The organism is Leptotrichia wadei, from assembly GCF_007990445.1.
Lineage (GTDB): Bacteria > Fusobacteriota > Fusobacteriia > Fusobacteriales > Leptotrichiaceae > Leptotrichia > Leptotrichia wadei_A.
Map to the genome: position 1 here is coordinate 2,317,665 of NZ_AP019841.1, position 18,310 is coordinate 2,335,974.

Consider the following 18,310-nt stretch of genomic DNA (forward strand, 5'->3'; position numbering starts at 1 on the left):
TTTATCTACGTTAATTCAAGGATAACGTATAATTCTAATTCTCCTTTGTTTCTTTTATTTCATCTATCTTGCCGTTTAGCCATCTTATCGGCTCTGATAACGAAAAACCATAAGTCTGGTTATGATTCCCCTGCATTTTTGAAATTACCTGCAAGCTGTCAGCAGTTGTTTTAGGTGACCATCTGCATAAGTTATATTTATCATTCGCATAAAAACTCAGCAAAGGCTTATCCAAAGAAGAAGCAACGTGAATTGCGCCGCCATCAACTCCAATTGCTAAATCAGCTGCAGCTGCAAATAAAACAAAATCCCTGATGCTAAATTCCCTAGATAAAGAAATGTCTAGATTTTTATTTATATTATTCATTAACTTTCTATAATATTCTTCACTTCCAGCAGTTTTTCCCATAATAATTTTTACATTTTTCATCTTTTCATCTTCGATATTATTTAATAATTCAGCCACTTCTTCAGGTTTCATTTCTCTGTCGCTTCCTTGTGGAACAAGTAAAATTTTTACTTTTTGAGTTTTTTCAGAATCAGATTCCCAAAATTTTTCCATTTTATCAATATCTTTTTTTAAAAGTTCAATATGCGGCTTTTCTCCTTCTATTTTAAAATATTTAGAAAATTCAGAACCTATTAAATAATCTATAATATGGGTTTCAACAGGTGGAGTACAGTCAAAATCATAATTTTTCACATTTTTTCTATTATAATAATGTCCTTCATCACTTTCTCCGAAAATCATTGTAATTTTTGGACTTAACACTTTCTTCCAAATCATCCGCTTTGTATTTTCCTTACTTAAGAAATCAAGTAATACATCCCATTTTTTATGATTTTTAAGTACGTCATTCCGCTTTACAATATTATCTATTATTTTTTCATTCTCATTGCATAATTTGGCAAATTCCATATTTCTGCTTGTCACTACTAACCCTAATTTAACATTACGATACATTTTTTTTAACTGTCTTGCATAGCAAAAAGACATTAGAGTATCTCCGATGGAATCCTTAGGATTTATAAGTATTGATTTCACATTTTTTAAGTTAATATTTTTATGTCTTTTTTTAGCACCAAATAGCCATATTATTATTTTAGATTTTATTCCATTAACTATACTCATCATGTACCCTTTCTTTACATTATTCCAAATAGCTATTTATATTACTTTTAAAAATTTGTATTTTCTATTAATTCCTTTAGTTTTGCTTTATTACTTTCCATTGAAAAATCATCAGCTCGAATTAATGATATTTTCTTATAATTTTCATATTTTTCATTATTATTTATTAATTCGTAAACTTTTTCCACAAACATGTCTTTATCATTTAACGGAATAAGTTCACCATATTCACTATTTCCCCCCAATATATCCTTTGGACCCGTAGGGCAGTCATAGGCCACAACAGGTGTTCCAAAAGCAAGGCTTTCCAGCAGTACAGTCGGCAATCCTTCATATTTTGCAGTATGTACAAATAATTTTGCATTTTTAAAAAATGGATACGGATTTTCAATTTGTCCAAGCAAGATTACATCATTTTCCAGATTATATTCTTTAATTTTCTGCTTAATCAATTCTACTTTTTCCCCGTTTCCAATAAAATAAAGTTTCTCCTTTATTCCTCGTTGCTTTAATTTATAATAAATGTCAACAAGATGTTCAGGCTGTTTTTGCTGTGTCAATCGTGACACCTGTAAAAAATAATTCTCTTTTAAATATTTTTCATAGTCAGGATTTACATTCTCTGCCTTTTCTCTAATTATTTTAAGATTTATTGGATTGTAGACTAATTCCACTTTAGTTTTATCCATTCCTAAAATATCCACAAACTCATTTCTCATTGTATCACATATTGCCAGTATTTTATCATATTTTTTATATTGTTTTTTATATTTTTCTATTTTGTCTGCACTTAGCTGTTCTCCAAAAGTAAGTGAAAAATGAATCCAGGCAAATACAGGAATTGCTATGTCAAAATCTTTATATTTCAACAAATTTGAAGAATAATCAATAACAACATCATAGTTTTTTTCTTTTATTCTCTTTTCCACTTTTTTTAAATAAGTTGTTTTTGCCCGTAGCCTAAAAATTTCCTTAACAATTTTGCTTTTTCCATCATAATTTTTAAATAAAAATTCATAATTCACCTTTTCTGGAATTTCATTTTCAAATAAATTATTTTTTCCATGATTCCAAGTTATAAGCAAATCAACATCATAATTCAGTTCAACCAAATTTTTTAAAACATTAAGTAAAACTCTCTCTTCTCCTCCCATGCTCAAATGACCATGTAATACCAGTACTTTCATATTTTTTCATCCTTTTTTATTTTTTCCAAGTCTATTCTATTTCATATATTTTTTCAAAATATTCAAAAAAAGTTCCATCTTTCTTTCTTTTACTATTTTCTATTTTAAAAGACAATTTATGAATACTTGATTTTTTTGTTATTTCTTGTAATTTATCTTCAGAATATTTATCAAACCATACTCTAAACATTTCATGAGGAAAAGTATCAGATATAACTTGACATTGTTCTTTTTTATAATAATTTTCTATTAATTCGTTATAAAGTATCTGCAAAATAAAATAATTTGGAACTGAATCGTTGTTTTCCCAAAAAATCATTAACATATCTAATAACGTATTAATAACTTTGTTATTTTTATGTGAGAAAATAACACTGCTTAACATTCTTACCTTCGATTTTTTACTCCAAGAAAAATAAATTGAATCATAATCTTCCCATTCTTTTTTATTTTCCAAATTCTCATCCCTTTGAAATAAAAAATAATCCATTTCAAAATATTTTTCAGACAAATAATCTGTCAAAAGTATTGTCGCATCCATCCATACACCACCATAATTACTCAGCAATGCAAGCCTTAATATATCTGAAAAGTGAGCATATCCCATTCTTTTATCATTTAATTTTTCCAAAATATATTCTGGAATATCAAGATATTCCTTCATACTTTCATTATCCAGACGAATTACAGTATAATCCCTGCCATATTTCTCCATAGATTTATAGCAAATTTTTACAACGCTAGGCAATTTTTCATAATCCCAGCCTTGTCCCCAAAATTGCCATATTATGTTCTTATCTGTCAATGTCTTTTTTGGCTTAACTTTTTTTCCAATAACTTTATTTTCAAAGTAATCCTTTAAAATATTATCCCAATCCTTTGCAATTGTTTTTTGATTCAAAAGATACACATTACTTTGTAATTTGTCATATATTTTTTTTGGCAATAATTCTTTATACACATATTTATAGGGCTTTTTATTTAATTTTTCGTTAAGTTTGTAAATTTTGCTGTTAGAAAACTTATATTTCTCCATTTTCACGCTCCTGTTATTTATATAGTAAAACTACTTTGATTAATTCGATCTCACCAATTGAAAATTCAAACATAATATTTAAACTAAAAATAGTAGAACATCATTTTTCATTTTCAAAATTTAAAGTCTTCTGATTTTTTATATTTCTGTACAAATAGTCAATAAAAAATATTAGTACAGTTAAAGTTATTACTAAATGCTTATCATTCAAATTGTCATCTGTCATCCCTTGAATTATCCAGGCTATAAAAGAAACTTTAGTACCTATTTCAAATGCAGTTATTTTTGTATTCCTATCATATTTATAAAAATTTATCTTAAATAATTTTATTAATAAATTTATAATTATCAAAATAAAAAACACAAAGCCTAAAATTCCAAAATCCAGTAAATATTGCAGATATGAATTATGTGAAGCTACATAATGCTGAGTCCGCAATTTATTTCCAGTAAGAAAATATTTATATACATAATCGCTAACTCCTGTTTTTTTATAATAATCCAAATTAAATTTTTTTCTTTCCTCAGCTCTCCAGCCATATAGTGGTTTCTGTTTAAAAGCTTCTGCTCCAGTTTTCCAGAAAATTACTCTTAAATTACTCGATGGATCATTTTTATATTTAACTATGTATTGTATTCTATTCGAGATTGAAACTGGCAATGCAAAGTAGCCTGTAAAGCACATTAGAATAGCGGCTAATACATATCTTTTTCTTTTTTTATACATAATATACAAAATTGTAGGAAGTAAAGAAATATAAACCATTTTTGATCTATTTACAATAACTATGAATAAAACTAGAATTGACATTATAGCCAAATAAATCTTTATCATTTTATTTTTTTTATTATCTTCATTCTTGTAAAATAATAAAAAAGACATCAAATATAAAAGTATTATACACATAATATTTGCAAAATCCTGAACAGTTAAAATAGCAGTAACTCTCGGATATTCAAACCCTACAGGATGTGCCCATTCATTATAATTTTTTATAAAATTAATAATTGCTAAAATTAAGATTATTGTTCCACCAAATAAAAATGACTTTAAAAAATTAAAAATTCTTTTATTGTCATTTATAAAATATGCTAATGGAAAAAAAATTAAATATCTTAAGTTATAATTATCTAACCGTGATCCTATTCCGCCGTCAAATGCCGCTATTATAAACGACATAACTACAAACACGACTAATAATACTGAAAATTTTACATCTATTTTAGAAAAAAAATCTTTCCGATTCTTTTTAAAAAACATTGAAACTACAAATGTCAATAACAATAACGGAATTACAACATTATTCTCAAACTTTTCAGATAAAAATAAAGAAACTCCAGTTAACAGACAAAAAATAAACCCCACCTTATTTATAATTAAATTTATTTTTTCGTTATTCATATTTACTCCTTTTTTACAATCATTTACAAAAGCCTAAAAATTCCATAAAATACGACCTTTGTTTTTTCCGCTCTCTTGCAAGGTATTTATCCCAACTTTTATAGTTTTTTAAATATGATTTATAATTTCTTCATAGACTCTTTCTATGCTAATCTCAGGTATCCCCTTATAATAATCCTTCCTATACTCATGCTGGTGTACTGGAATTTTTACAATATTATTCTCATAAAACTCATTATCCTCAATAACATTACTTTTTTCCTTCCAAGGAAAAAATCCCAATGAACGTTTCCCAGGTCCAAAAATCCCAATTACAAAGGGCTTTTCAAATCCGCTCGCAATATGAATTGGAGAACTGTCATTCCCTACAACAACATCAGCCCTTGAAATCAAGGCCCCAAATTCAACAAGGTTAATTTCTCCACGAAAATCAATAACATTTTTATCATTTTCAAAATTTAGGGGCAGTTCCTTTTCAGCTTTTGAACCAGTTATTCCAATAAAATAATTTTTATTTTTCTTCAATTTTTCAATAACTAAACGATATTTTTCTATAGGCCACATCTTTTCAGGTCTTTGGCTTCCAGGAGCGATTAATATTAACTTTTGCCCTTCATTTCCAAAATATCCATTATTTTCCAAAATTCTGTCAATTTTTGCAAAATCCTCCTTTGCAGGATAAATTCTAATCGGAATTTTTTCCCCTTTGTATTCCACCAAATCAAGCAATCTTTCCACTTCATGCTTTTTCATGTCATAATGAACTTTCTTATTTAGCAAAAATGAGCCTGTTGCCACATTAAATCCAGCAATATTCGGAATTTTTGCCAGTTTTGCAAGCAATATCGACTTTATAAATCTATGCGGTATTACTGCATAATCATATTTTTTTTGCTTCAAGATTTTTAACACTCTCAAAAATCCCTTTATTCCCTTATCTTTTCCCTTTTTATCATAAAGAATTATTTCATTCAAATTGGGATTATTGCTTATAACGCTCTTATTTGCCGGCAATGTCAAATAATCAATCTCTGATTTTGGATACATTTCCTTCAGTCTTTGAATCAATGGCGTAGACAAGACAATATCTCCAATAAATGCCGTATGTATTACCAATATTTTCATTTTTTCTCCTTAATCTGTATACAGAGTTATTATATCACATTTAGTGTCTTTTTATAATAGTTATTTTTACATTTTAGATTAACTTGTGCTAAATTTCTTTTAAAAAATAACAAAAAAAAGACATAGCTTATGATTAAATTCACTAAGTTATGTCCTTACCAATATTTTGGAATAAAACTAAAAAATAATTCAAATTATTTCAATACTTTCGACTCGAATTTTTTTCCACCATAATACAACATATATTTCTTATCTTGCAATGCTCCAGGATTTACAAATATTATACCATTTTTTTCTGCAAAGTATTCTTTGTGTGTATGTCCAAAAACACAAATTTCAGCCTTTTCCAAATGTGCCTTTTTCTCTAGTTCTTCAAGTGTCCGTTTCACATTATACAAGTGTCCATGTGTAAGAAATACCTTTTTCCCCATCAAGTCAAATATTCTCGTATCTCTGGACTCATAATCATCCATATCAGTATTCCCCTTTACAATAGCAAAAAGTACATCCCTATAAACTAATGACATATCAATTGCATCGGTGCTGTGATCTCCTGCAAAAATTACGATTTCTGGATTTTCCAGCTCCATCACCTGCTGAAAATAATCAAGTCTTCTGTGACTATCCGAACAAATTAATACTTTCATTAAATCTCCTCTCTCCATCTTTTAATTTTTCCCTACTGAAAAATTTTTTATTATATACTCAAACCTCTTTAAAATCAAACTGCCAAAACTAGACAACCTAAAAATTTTCAAAAAATTAGTTGCCATTTCAATCCAGCTTATAAACAGTTTTATCATCTTTTAGAGTGAACTCCTCCCGCTTTTAGAATTGGGAACTTCTTGGGAAGTATCTGCGCATGACTAGCCAAATATATTTACCAAGCTCTTCGGACAGTTCCTGCCCTGTTTTTTGTTTCTTATTAACAATAAAATTACTTTGAAATTATTTTGAATGTTACAATTATTTCTCTCAAAAATAAATATTTATATAATTTGATATTTAATTTTATAATCTTCTAAATAAATTTGCTATATTTTTTAATTTTATACTAATTTTATTTGTTTTTTGTATATGTTCAATCATAGATTTTTTAATAAAGTTGCATTTATTATAATCTAAAATAGTTTATTACTAATATTATTTTTATTATATTTTCCTTTTATATGAAAAATAAATTAAATATAAAAAATAAAAAATATTATTTAATTGTTCCAGTTAAAAATCAAAAAAAGAGGAAGAGCATATTTTAAAAATTTAGGAATACCCAAACAGCTATTACAAACTGCTTGAGTAGTATCCATTATTATTTGTGATTAATTTTCTAAACAATGAAAATCGGTTTTTGAAGATTTTCAAGTATTCTAACTCCAAGTTTACCAGTAATTCTTTCAACCATTACTGTATACCGTAAATCTCCCATTAAAACTAAATCATAATTTTGAGATTCATTCATAATTGTCTTAAATGTATCTCCTTTTTTGTGAATAAGGTTATAGTTTTCTCCAAATCTTTGAGCTAGGCTGTTTTCATCATCTTCTTCAACATTTACACGCAGTACATTTACCTTTTGCTCACCAAATATATGGAAAAAAGTAAATAATGTCTTATTTGCATTATAAGCCCCGTCATCAAGCAATACTAAATTATCCAGTCTGAAATTTTCCACATTTGGTAAAATAATTAATGGCTTGAATATGCTTCTTAAAATTTCCTTTAATACAGGAGTTACTTTTTCATTTTTTACAAGCACAAGCAAATCATATTTTTTCAATTCTTCCAGGATAATTTCAGAAGTTTCCCCATCCTTTGTGTAAAAATTTGAAATATCAGCTGTCATTTTTTCCTTAATTTTTTTTACAGTTTTTTCTTCCAGTTCCCTATATTCCTTAAAGGCATAATTTGCTCCGATATTTAGCCCCATACCTTCAATGCTTACAGGAAAGACTTCGTATTTTAAGACATCCTTGATGTAGATAACATCAATTTCAACATCATATTTTTTCTTAAAAATTCCCGCAAAATTAACCAATGGCTGTATTTCATTTTCTGCTGTAACTAAAAATAATGCTTTTTTTTGTAACATTTTAACCACTTCCTTATTATGATAATTTTATTTAACCTATTTTTCTTCACTAAAGTCAGGAGCTTCTGTAATTTTTACAACAGAGGCAATTTTTTCATTATTTCTAACTTTCATTATTCTGACACCTGTTGCCGAACGACTTTGCACAGTAATATCATTAATGCTTGTTCTAATTAACGTACCTTCTGAAGTAATAAGCATAATTTCATCATTTTCCCTTACGATTTTTACATCTACAATTTTTCCTGTTTTATCATTCAGTTTTGCATTGATGAGCCCTTTTCCGCCTCTTGACTGAAGTCTGTATTCAGAAAGTTTTGTTCGTTTTCCATAACCTTCTTCAGTTATTGTAAGGAATCTCATTTTATCGTCATCCATTTCAGAATTAATAATTGCAGCTCCAATAACTTTATCCTTATCACGTAATGTAATTCCCCTTACTCCAACTGTTGATGTTCCCATGCTTCTTACATCTTTTTCAGAGAATTTGATGGCAATACCATTTCTAGTTGCCGCAAAGATTTCATCTTCTCCGCTTCCGCTTGTAAGTCCAATAAACATAACTTCATCATCATCATTTAATCTGATTGCCCGTTTTCCAGCCTTCATAATATTACTAAACAATGTCAGTTCAGATTTTTTAACAACTCCATTTCGTGTTACAAAGAATAAATTTCTATTCTTTTCAAATTCACGAACTTTTATTATAGTGCTAACTTTCTCATCATTGTCTAAATTTATAATATTTCCAATAAGTTTTCCACGAGCCTGTTTTCCAGTTTCAGGAATTTCATAAACTTTTATGCTGAATACCTTTCCCTTCGTTGTAAAAATAAGCAATGTATCAAGAGCCTTGGCAATATACATATCCTTTACAACATCATCTTCCACTGTATTTGTAGCATTTACTCCAATTCCGCCACGCTTTTGAGAACGGTAAGTATCAATTGCCACACGTTTTACATAACCTTTTTCTGTAAGCGTTACAACAACTTCCTCATCCTTAATCAAATCTTCAATGCTAATTTCAGCTCTTGCATTTCTAATTTCAGTTCTACGTTCATCCCCAAAATCTTCCTTTAACTTAAGTGCTTCCTCTTTAATTATACCATATATTTTTGAATCGTCAGACAAAATTCCCATTAATTTTTCAATTAATTTCATAAGTTCATTATATTCCTGATTAATCTTATCTCTTTCAAGCCCAGTAAGTCTTTGCAATCTCATATCCAAAATAGCCTTTGCCTGAATTTCTGAAAATTCAAATTTATCAATTAATTCAGCCCGTGCAACATTTGCATCTTTAGAAGCACGTATAATTCTAATTACTTCCTCAATATTATCAAGAGCAATTTTAAATCCTTCCAAAATATGAGCCCTATTTCTAGCTTTTTTCAGCTCAAATTCAGTTCTTCTCGTAATTACTTCAAATCTATGCTCTAAATATTTTTGCAAAACCTGCTTTAAATTCAATACTCTTGGTGCATTATCCACAAGAGCAAGCATAATTACACCAAATGTATTTTGCAAATCGGTAAATTTATAAAGGCTGTTTAAGATTAATTCACTTTCCTCACCTTTTTTCAGCTCAATTACAATTCTAATACCATCCCTGTCAGTTTCATCCCGTAAATCAGATATTCCTGTTAATTTCTTCTGTTTTACCAAATCTGCAATTTTTTCAATAAGCCTAGATTTATTCACTTGATACGGCAATTCTGTCACAACAATCGATTCTTTCCCAGTTTTTGAAGTTTCAATTTCCACACGTCCTGCGACTCTTAATTTTCCACGTCCAGTTTTATACGCATCATAAATTCCTTGTTTCCCGTTAATTATACCACCAGTTGGAAAATCTGGCCCTTTTATATAAGTAATCAATTCATCAATTGAAATTTCAGGATTATCAATTAATGCAACAATTCCATCAACTACTTCCTCTAAATTATGTGGCGGAATATTTGTAGCCATTCCCACTGCAATCCCATTTGCTCCATTTAGTAACAAATTAGGCAATTTAGCAGGCAATACAACTGGCTCATCCAGACTTTCATCAAAGTTCTTTCTATAGTCAATCGTATCTTTTCCAATATCTGCAAGCAGCTCTTCAGTAATTTTGGCCATTCTAGCCTCCGTATACCGCATTGCCGCCGCTTCATCCCCATCAATTGAACCAAAGTTTCCATGTCCATCAATAAGTTCATATCTCATATTAAAATCCTGAGCCATTCTAACCATCGCACCATAAACAGAAGAATCCCCATGCGGATGGTATTTCCCCAATACATCCCCGACAATTCTTGCCGATTTTTTAAATGGAGTTTTATGACTCATCCCCATTTCACTCATGGAAAACAAAATTCTTCTATGTACAGGCTTTAATCCGTCTCTTACATCTGGCAAAGCACGGCTTACAATTACACTCATCGAATAATCCAAATAAGCAGCCTTTATCTCATCCTCAATGTAAACATTCGCCTCATTCGACAAATCTGTTGCTTTAGGCATTCCTTCCACAACTATTTCCCTATCATCATTCTCATCCATTTCCGTTATTTCATCTTCTCTTTCCTCGTCATCTCTAAAATCGTCCGACATCATCTGCACCTCTTTTCTTCTCTAATTCTATACTTCCATTTGTTAAATATCCAAATTCCTTACATAATTTGCATTATCTTCGATAAATTTCCTTCTAGGTTCAACCTTATCCCCCATCAGAATATTAAACATCTTATCCGCATAAGATGCATCTTCCATCGAAACTTTTAACAATGTTCTCACTTCTGGATCAAGGGTAGTTTCCCAAAGCTGTTCTGGATTCATTTCTCCTAGCCCTTTGTAACGTTGAATTGTGTATTTTCTTCCATCTTTTTCCAAAACTTTTGTCACTTGCTTTAGCTGGTCATCTGAATAGGCATATCTAATCGCCTTTCCAGCCTGAATTTTGTATAAAGGCGGCTGTGCAATATAAATATAGCCTTCGTTAATTAATTCCCTTAAATGTCTGTAAAAGAATGTCAGCATTAATGTCCTAATGTGAGCCCCGTCAACATCGGCATCTGTCATAATTACGATTTTATGGTATCTCAATTTCTTTATATCCATATCATCCCCAAATCCAGCTCCGAAGGCTGTAATCATCGCACGAATTTCTGCATTTTCCAGAGCCTTGTGCACTCCTGATTTTTCCACATTTAATATTTTTCCACGAAGCGGCAATATTGCCTGAAATCTTCTATCTCTTCCCTGTTTTGCAGAACCTCCTGCCGAGTTTCCTTCGACTATGAAAATTTCTGACTCAGCTGGATCTTTTGAGGAGCAGTCTGCCAGTTTTCCAGGCAGTGATCCAACTTCCAGCGTATTTTTTCTAAGTACAAGTTCTCTTGCCTTTTTCGCAGCTTCTCTTGCTCTTTTAGACATTACCATTTTTTCAATGATTTTTTCAGCTGCCTTTGGATGATCCTCCAAATAAAATTTTAAATTTCCTCCAACAATATTTGATACAATTCCTGTTACTTCACTGTTTCCAAGTTTTGTCTTTGTTTGCCCTTCAAATTGCGGCTCAGGTATTTTTACGCTTATTACGCAGACTAGCCCTTCCCTTACATCTGTTCCTTGAAATGTTCCATTTTTATCCTTAATCAGGTTCATCTGCTTTGCAACATCATTAATAGTTCTTGTAAGCGCTGTTCTAAAACCGCTGACATGAGTTCCGCCTTCATGTGTATTTATATTATTTACAAATGAATAGACATTTTCCCTTTGAGAAGTCGTATAATTCATAGCGATTTCCACTTCCACAAATTTTGCGCTTCGGTGTTTTTTCACAGTATTTCCGTTTTCATCCACAGTTTCCACTTCTTTAGCTTCCTCAATCTGCATTTTATCAGCCATGTAAATCACATCATCAATAATTTTTTCATCATCAATAATTTCATTTAAAAAGTCCTTTATTCCACCTTCAAACAAAAATTCTTCAGTTTTTATATCATCAGCATTTCTTTCATCAGCCAGCTCAATTTTTAAGTCCTTATTCAAATATGCCAATTCCTTCAAACGTGATTCCAGCACAGAATAATCATAAACTGTTGTTTCAAAAATTTCATCATCAGCCTTAAATCTAATTACAGTTCCATGTTCATTCTCGTCAGCTGTGCCTATTTCCTCCACAGGCGTTGCTGGCACACCCCGCCTATATGTCTGTCGAAAAACTTTTCCATCACGCGTGACGGTCGCCTCAAGCCACTCTGACAAGGCATTTACAACAGATACTCCAACTCCATGAAGTCCACCTGACACTTTGTAGTTGTCGTTGTCAAATTTTCCACCAGCATGCAATACTGTAAGTACAACTTCCAATGTTGATTTTCCTGTTTTATGCATTCCCACAGGAATTCCACGTCCATTATCAGTTACTTCGATTATATTTCCTTCCAATATTTTCACAGTAATCTTATCACAAACTCCAGCAAGCGCCTCATCCACACTGTTATCCACAATTTCCCACACAAGATGATGAAGCCCACGTGACGAAGTCGACCCAATATACATTCCAGGACGCTTCCTAACCGCTTCCAGCCCTTCCAGAACTGTAATAGCTTCTGCTCCATAATTATTAGCCATTATTTACTCCCTCCATTTTATACCAAACTTTATATCTTCTCTTATTTCAAATTACTCTAAACTTTTCTTATGAAAAGCAAAAATAGCATCTATCCGTTGCAATAACAAAGCAATTTTAAACTTTTTGCCAAATAATGACATGATTCAAAATTCACAAAAATTTATTGTTCAAACAAGAAATCGCCTTATTTCCCAACACAAAAATTCCCAAATACGTGATCTAAAATATCCTCAGATGATATTTCCCCAGTAATTTCCGAAAGTGAATCTAATGCTTCCTTTAAATCCACAGAAATCAAATCCATAGGAAGCCCCATATCTATCGTTTCAAAAATATTTTTTATCGCATCCTTTGTCTTTTCAAGTGCTGTTTTATGACGAATATTTGTAATTATCAATTTTTCTGATGAGTTTTCCACATCTTCTTCCACAATATACGAATAAATTTTTTCCTGCATATCTTCAATTCCAATATTGTCCTTTGCTGATATTTCAACAATATTTTCCAGATTATGTCCTTCAAGATTAATTTTTTTATTTAAATCAATCTTATTCAATAATACTATAACTTTCTTTTTATTTTCTTTAATCTGATTTATAACTTCTATATCTTCATTTTCAAGCCCCTTTGAAGCATCCAGCACAAGCAGCACCAAATCAGCCTTCCCAATAAACTGCTTAGACTTTTCCACACCAATATTTTCCACAATGTCATCAGTTTTTCTGATTCCAGCCGTATCCACCAGAACTAATGGAACTCCCTTTATATTAATTATTTCCTCAATAACATCCCGTGTTGTCCCTGCAACATGTGTTACAATCGCTCTTTCCTCGTGAAGCAGAGCATTCAGCAATGTAGATTTTCCCACATTAGGTTTTCCCACAATAACCGTTTTTATTCCCTCTTTTATTTTTTTCCCCGTATCATAAGAATCAATCAGACGATTTGCCTCTTCATAGACTTTTTCCAAATTATTTCTCAATTCAGCCGGCAATGGATCGTCAATCCCTTCCTCAGGATAATCCAGCACAACATTCACATGAGCCGTAATATCAAGCAATGCCTTTTTAAACTGGTTCACTTTATCTCGTAAATCCCCTCTTAACTGATCCAGCGATAAAGACACGCTTTTTTCCGTCTTCCCTTGAATTATATCCATAACCGCCTCAGCCTGCGATAAATCTATTCGCCCATTCATAAATGCCCTTTTTGTAAATTCACCGCTTTCAGCATGTCTTGCCCCATTTCTCAACACAAGCTCAAGCACCTTTTCTGAAACAAGTGTTCCACCATGGCAATTTATTTCCACAATATCTTCACAAGTGTAGCTTTTTGGAGCTTTTAGCCTAACAGCCATCACTTCATCTACTGTTTTTTCACCATCCTTGATAAATCCGTAATTTAATTTATAAAAACCCAAATCAGCATTTGGGTTCTTTTTAACAAATATTTTGTCCAGTATTTCAAATGATTTATCTCCAGATATTCTTATTATGGCAATTCCACCTTCACCTTTTGGAGTGGAAATAGCCGCAATTGTATCAAATAACATCTTAAACCTCTATTTCTAAAATCATTTTTCTAATTTTTTTCATCCAGCTTTTTAATAATCAAATATCTTTTTGGATCTTCTCCTACACTTTCAGTTTTCAATCCCTTCATAAATGAAATTTCTTCATGAATGATTCTACGTTCGTGTGAGGCCATAGGATTTAATTTTATCGCATTCCCAGTCGATAAAACAGCTTTCCCTTTCTTTCTAGCCAAATCCCTTAATGAATGTTCACGTTTTTCCTTATAGTTGTTAGAATCAACAGAAATTTTTAAATGCTTAAATTTTTTAGTTGTGCTTATCAGATATTCCAAACTGTTCAAGGCACTCCCCTTTTCTCCAATTAAAAATCTCATATCCTTTCCATCAAGAACAACTAAATATTTTCCATTATTTTCCTTCTTAACATTCACAATTTTCACATCCAGCCTTACACTCACAATAAATTCCTTAAAAAAACCTCTAATCTTATCTATATTCGTATCAGAGTAGTTTTCTTGACTAGTTTTTCCATTATTTTCAAAATTTTCATTTTTATAGTTCTTCTTGGTATTGCTATTTCGATTATTTTCCTTTTGTAAATCATAATTTCTTGTTTCTTTTTTTACAATTTTATTTTCGCTTTGCACTTTTGATTCTTGTGTTTTTATTTCACTATTAGCCTTTAACTCAGACTTTTTAACAATTTCAATTTCATATTCACCTTTTATATTTACAAATAATATTTTTTTAGGATACTTTAAAACTTTTACCTGATAAGTTTCATCTTCCTTCAATGTCAAGGAACGGCTTATCATATTTTTAAGTTCTTCCTCATTTTGAGCTTTTAATATTATCTTTTCCATCATCACTTCTTCCTTTCAAAATGAAATACTGCTGAACTAATGATAAAGCCCCTGAAACTAAATAATATAACGTTACTCCTGATGGCATTTTATAAAATATAAATAACATCATAAGAGGCATCATATACAGCATTGTCTGCATTTGCTGGTTAGATTCCTGTCCACTTGTTGCACTTGTCATTATTTTCTGTTGAATATAAGTAACACCAACATTTAAAATTGGCAGCAGATTAAATGCAAAGTTTCCTATCATAAACAGTCTATCAGGCTGTTTTAATGTAAACCATAAAAATTTTGCATCTGCTGGAATGGCATTTCCGCTAAAAGCCCAGTATAATGCCACGAACACAGGCATTTGAATTAATAATGGCAGACATCCTCCTAGTGGATTTACTCCGCTTTCCCTATAAAGTTCAGCTGTTTTTTGCTGATATTCTTGTGGATTGTCTTTATATTTTTCTTTTATTTTTTCAAGTTCAGGCTGTAATTCCCTCATTTTTTTCATTGACTTTTCCTGTTTCAATGTCAAAGGGAATATAATTATTCTCATTAAAACTGTAACAATTATTATTGCTATCCCATAATTTCCTACAACACCGTATATCGCATTCAAAATATGTACGACAAAATCGACTAGTGCTTGTATTTTAAACATGTATAATTTCCTCCATTTTTATAATAAAATTTCACTTGCCTTTTTGCGTGAAACTTTTTTTAATTTTTAAACTTTCTCTTTTTTTATTTTAACGGATCATATCCACCCTTATGAAAAGGATGACATTTTAACAACCTTTTTACTGTCAGGTAAGTCCCCTTTACTGCTCCATATTTTGTAATTGCCTGTCGTGAATATTCCGAACAAGTTGGATAAAATCTGCATCTTCTCCCTAAATAAGGTGAAATGCCCTTTTGATAAATTTTTATCATAAATAATAATATTTTTTTTATCATTTTATCACCTTGATAATATCCTTTTCTATATCCTTATACTTTAAATTTTTTAAATTATCCTTCAAAATAGACTTGCCAACAAATACATAATCAGTATTCTCTTTAAATTTATCCTTATGTATTCTCACAAATTCCCTAAAAATTCTTCTTATTCTGTTTCTTTGAACTGCATTTCCAGTTTTTTTGCTGGCTACAAAGCCAAATCGCTGTTTATTATTTTCTCTTATAAAAATAATAGCATACTTTGTATGCATTTTTTTTGATTTGTTATATATTAATGAAAAATCCTTTGATTTCTTTATTTTGTTAATAGACATATTTCTCTTCTTTAGATTTTAAGATAAACGAGAGCTTAATAGATATTCAAAATCTTTAAATTCAGACAAATTTCAAGAAATCTTTATTATATAAAAAAGCTCTCCTAATTTGTTTAGATTAATGCTTTTAAAAACCCAGTGTTGAATTTAACACCGGGTTATGCTGATAATTTAGCTCTTCCTTTAGCTCTTCTTCTCTTTAAAACATTTCTTCCGCTTTTATTTTGCATTCTTTTTCTAAATCCATGATCTTTTTTTCTTTTTCTTTTATTTGGTTGATATGTTCTTTTAGTCATTTCTTATCCTTTCTTTCGTGTTTTTAAAAAAGTTATTGTCTTTTGTAAATATTATATACAATATTCAAAAAAAAGTCAAGTTTTAAGCCGTTTATATTTAAATTTCAATTTATATTGTATTTATAATTATTTTTATGTATTGTTGAAAAAATTATATTTGATTTATCTGGTAATAATAGATTTTGATCTTAAAAAATACTAATAAATTTAATATAGTATCATTGAATAGTATAAATACACAATTGAAATTGTATATTGTAAATTTATAAAGTAAAAGCGTTTTTAATATTAGTGAACTACTCCCGCTTTTAGAAGCGGGAGCTTCTTGGGAAGTATCTGCTTTTGTTAGCCAAATATATTTACCAAGCTCTTTGGATAGTTCCTACCCTGTCTTCTTTTATTTTTCTAATATTCCAATATCAATTTTCCAATGTTTTTTATATTCAGTGCCGCATTGTAATCTCTATCAATCTCAATTCCACAGCACTCACATTTATAACTTCTTTCTGATAATTTCAATTTTTCTTTAACGTTTCCACATTTACTGCAAGTTTTGGATGATGGAAACCATTTATCTATCTTCAAAAACTGTTTCCCTAAAAACATCAGTTTATACTCAAGCATTCTTAAAAACATTCCCCATCCATTATCTCCTACACTTTTTCCAAAATTTAATGCCTGACTCATCCCTTTCATATTCAAATCCTCAACAACTACAGCATTATACGCTTCAGATAATTTTTTCGATAATTTATGTAGAAAATCTCTTCGGCAATTTTTGATATACTCATGCAATTTTGATATTTTCGCTTTTTGCTTATACCAATTTTTAGAAAATTTTACTTTTCTCGATAATGATTTTTGTAATTTTTTCAATTTTTTCTCCAACATCCTAAAATATTTTGGATAATCAGCCCTTTGGTTTTCAGAACTGATAAATAATTCAGACATTGAAAAATCAAGTCCAATTACTTTATCATTATTTGGGATTTTTTGAATTTCTTTTTCAAATTCTGTCAAAACAGAAACATAGTAATTTCCATTACTGTTTGTCAATGTTACCGACTTTATTTTATAATCCTTTGGTATTTCTCTATGATATTTTAGTTTAACTTTTTTCAATTTTGGCAAAACCAAATATTTGTTTTCCTCAATTCGTATTGAATTATTCACACAATTTGTCGTATAACTTTTAACACTATTCTTTTTAGATTTGAACCTTGGAAACTTTGCTCTCTTCTGAAAAAAGTTCGTAAACGATTGTCTTACATTTAATTGAGCATTTGAAAGTGCCAAACTGTCTACTTCTTTTAGAAATTGATTTTCACTTTTCAAACTGGCAGGTGTAATTATTTTATTTTTTCCAGTTTCTTCATAAATTTTATTAGCAGTGTACAAAATCGTATTGTAAACAAAACGAACACATCCAAAAGTCTTATTTATCAATAATTCCTGCTCTTTATTTGGATAAATTCTGTATCTGAATGCTAAATTATATTTCATAAAATTACACCTCCTTTTGATTTTGAATATTATTTTTAATTATTTCTTTAGAAATTTTATCATTAACGATTTCTCTTCCATATTTATACAAAAATTGTATCATAAGAGTATCCTTTTTTCAATTTTTTTATAAAAAAAGCAATTCATCTCCCACTTATAGAAGTCGGAGACTTCTTGCTATCTTTTTGTTAAAGTAAAATTTGTAAGATAGATTATAAATATTTTCCAGGATTTTTGTATTTAGTTTGATT

General features: G+C 29.9%; 16 protein-coding genes. All 16 read right to left on the reverse strand.

The features are described from left to right. Positions 1-34: 34 nt before the first annotated feature. The 16 genes from FVE74_RS10910 to FVE74_RS10985 all read right to left on the reverse strand — a co-directional run bounded on the left by FVE74_RS10910 (position 35) and on the right by FVE74_RS10985 (position 18,059). Positions 35-1,132 carry a glycosyltransferase family 9 protein gene (locus tag FVE74_RS10910; protein WP_147004519.1) on the reverse strand — a complete coding sequence of 366 codons (1,098 nt, stop codon included), beginning with the start codon at positions 1,130-1,132 and terminating at the stop codon, positions 35-37. A gap of 47 nt (positions 1,133-1,179) precedes the next feature. Then, on the reverse strand, positions 1,180-2,319 hold the full coding sequence (locus FVE74_RS10915) for a glycosyltransferase (RefSeq protein ID WP_147004520.1): 1,140 nt from the start codon (positions 2,317-2,319) through the stop codon (positions 1,180-1,182). Between the two features lie 31 nt (positions 2,320-2,350). Beyond that, entirely contained in the window at positions 2,351-3,355 is a 1,005-nt protein-coding gene (locus FVE74_RS10920) for a capsular polysaccharide synthesis protein (RefSeq protein ID WP_147004521.1), read from the reverse strand. 100 nt (positions 3,356-3,455) lie between these two features. Further along, complete coding sequence (locus tag FVE74_RS10925) at positions 3,456-4,757, reverse strand: O-antigen ligase family protein (RefSeq protein ID WP_147004522.1); 1,302 nt, start codon at positions 4,755-4,757, stop codon at positions 3,456-3,458. Positions 4,758-4,865: 108 nt separating this feature from the next. Next, entirely contained in the window at positions 4,866-5,882 is a 1,017-nt protein-coding gene (locus tag FVE74_RS10930; protein WP_147004523.1) for a glycosyltransferase family 9 protein, read from the reverse strand. A gap of 194 nt (positions 5,883-6,076) precedes the next feature. Continuing rightward, positions 6,077-6,529 carry a YfcE family phosphodiesterase gene (locus FVE74_RS10935; RefSeq protein ID WP_147004524.1) on the reverse strand — a complete coding sequence of 151 codons (453 nt, stop codon included), beginning with the start codon at positions 6,527-6,529 and terminating at the stop codon, positions 6,077-6,079. A 680-nt stretch (positions 6,530-7,209) separates the two neighbouring features. Next, positions 7,210-7,971, reverse strand: a complete 762-nt coding sequence (locus FVE74_RS10940; RefSeq protein ID WP_147004525.1) for a GntR family transcriptional regulator — start codon at positions 7,969-7,971, stop codon at positions 7,210-7,212. Between the two features lie 36 nt (positions 7,972-8,007). After that, positions 8,008-10,569: a DNA gyrase subunit A gene (gene gyrA, locus FVE74_RS10945; RefSeq protein WP_172617474.1), complete on the reverse strand. Its 2,562-nt coding sequence runs from the start codon at positions 10,567-10,569 to the stop codon at positions 8,008-8,010. Positions 10,570-10,611: 42 nt separating this feature from the next. Next, positions 10,612-12,594: a DNA topoisomerase (ATP-hydrolyzing) subunit B gene (gene gyrB / locus FVE74_RS10950; protein ID WP_147004526.1), complete on the reverse strand. Its 1,983-nt coding sequence runs from the start codon at positions 12,592-12,594 to the stop codon at positions 10,612-10,614. A 185-nt stretch (positions 12,595-12,779) separates the two neighbouring features. After that, positions 12,780-14,147: a tRNA uridine-5-carboxymethylaminomethyl(34) synthesis GTPase MnmE gene (gene mnmE / locus FVE74_RS10955; protein WP_147004527.1), complete on the reverse strand. Its 1,368-nt coding sequence runs from the start codon at positions 14,145-14,147 to the stop codon at positions 12,780-12,782. Between the two features lie 29 nt (positions 14,148-14,176). Continuing rightward, positions 14,177-14,992, reverse strand: a complete 816-nt coding sequence (locus FVE74_RS10960) for a protein jag (protein WP_147004528.1) — start codon at positions 14,990-14,992, stop codon at positions 14,177-14,179. Continuing rightward, positions 14,961-15,647: a YidC/Oxa1 family membrane protein insertase gene (locus FVE74_RS10965; RefSeq protein ID WP_018498406.1), complete on the reverse strand. Its 687-nt coding sequence runs from the start codon at positions 15,645-15,647 to the stop codon at positions 14,961-14,963. Before FVE74_RS10965 ends, FVE74_RS10960 begins: the two co-directional genes overlap by 32 nt. 83 nt (positions 15,648-15,730) lie before the next feature. Next, complete coding sequence (gene yidD, locus FVE74_RS10970; RefSeq protein WP_147004597.1) at positions 15,731-15,940, reverse strand: membrane protein insertion efficiency factor YidD; 210 nt, start codon at positions 15,938-15,940, stop codon at positions 15,731-15,733. Next, positions 15,940-16,260, reverse strand: a complete 321-nt coding sequence (gene rnpA, locus FVE74_RS10975) for a ribonuclease P protein component (RefSeq protein WP_147004529.1) — start codon at positions 16,258-16,260, stop codon at positions 15,940-15,942. The genes yidD and rnpA overlap by 1 nt, the downstream gene beginning before the upstream one ends. 158 nt (positions 16,261-16,418) lie before the next feature. Next, the gene (gene rpmH / locus FVE74_RS10980) at positions 16,419-16,556 is read right to left on the reverse strand and encodes a 50S ribosomal protein L34 (protein WP_006805377.1); all 138 of its coding nucleotides are present in this window, start codon (positions 16,554-16,556) and stop codon (positions 16,419-16,421) included. Between the two features lie 405 nt (positions 16,557-16,961). Then, positions 16,962-18,059 (reverse strand): RNA-guided endonuclease TnpB family protein, encoded by a 1,098-nt coding sequence (locus FVE74_RS10985; protein ID WP_147004530.1) that lies wholly within the window; start codon positions 18,057-18,059, stop codon positions 16,962-16,964. Positions 18,060-18,310 lie beyond the last annotated feature (251 nt).

Bases quoted from the DNA above. Each gene is read 5' to 3' on its own strand.
- FVE74_RS10910 (WP_147004519.1), bottom strand. From the start codon at position 1,132: ATGAGTATAGTTAATGGAATAAAATCTAAAATAATAATATGGCTATTT.
- FVE74_RS10915 (WP_147004520.1), bottom strand. From the start codon at position 2,319: ATGAAAGTACTGGTATTACATGGTCATTTGAGCATGGGAGGAGAAGAG.
- FVE74_RS10920 (WP_147004521.1), bottom strand. From the start codon at position 3,355: ATGGAGAAATATAAGTTTTCTAACAGCAAAATTTACAAACTTAACGAA.
- FVE74_RS10925 (WP_147004522.1), bottom strand. From the start codon at position 4,757: ATGAATAACGAAAAAATAAATTTAATTATAAATAAGGTGGGGTTTATT.
- FVE74_RS10930 (WP_147004523.1), bottom strand. From the start codon at position 5,882: ATGAAAATATTGGTAATACATACGGCATTTATTGGAGATATTGTCTTG.
- FVE74_RS10935 (WP_147004524.1), bottom strand. From the start codon at position 6,529: ATGAAAGTATTAATTTGTTCGGATAGTCACAGAAGACTTGATTATTTT.
- FVE74_RS10940 (WP_147004525.1), bottom strand. From the start codon at position 7,971: ATGTTACAAAAAAAAGCATTATTTTTAGTTACAGCAGAAAATGAAATA.
- gyrA (WP_172617474.1), bottom strand. From the start codon at position 10,569: ATGTCGGACGATTTTAGAGATGACGAGGAAAGAGAAGATGAAATAACG.
- gyrB (WP_147004526.1), bottom strand. From the start codon at position 12,594: ATGGCTAATAATTATGGAGCAGAAGCTATTACAGTTCTGGAAGGGCTG.
- mnmE (WP_147004527.1), bottom strand. From the start codon at position 14,147: ATGTTATTTGATACAATTGCGGCTATTTCCACTCCAAAAGGTGAAGGT.
- FVE74_RS10960 (WP_147004528.1), bottom strand. From the start codon at position 14,992: ATGGAAAAGATAATATTAAAAGCTCAAAATGAGGAAGAACTTAAAAAT.
- FVE74_RS10965 (WP_018498406.1), bottom strand. From the start codon at position 15,647: ATGTTTAAAATACAAGCACTAGTCGATTTTGTCGTACATATTTTGAAT.
- rnpA (WP_147004529.1), bottom strand. From the start codon at position 16,260: ATGTCTATTAACAAAATAAAGAAATCAAAGGATTTTTCATTAATATAT.
- rpmH (WP_006805377.1), bottom strand. From the start codon at position 16,556: ATGACTAAAAGAACATATCAACCAAATAAAAGAAAAAGAAAAAAAGAT.
- FVE74_RS10985 (WP_147004530.1), bottom strand. From the start codon at position 18,059: ATGAAATATAATTTAGCATTCAGATACAGAATTTATCCAAATAAAGAG.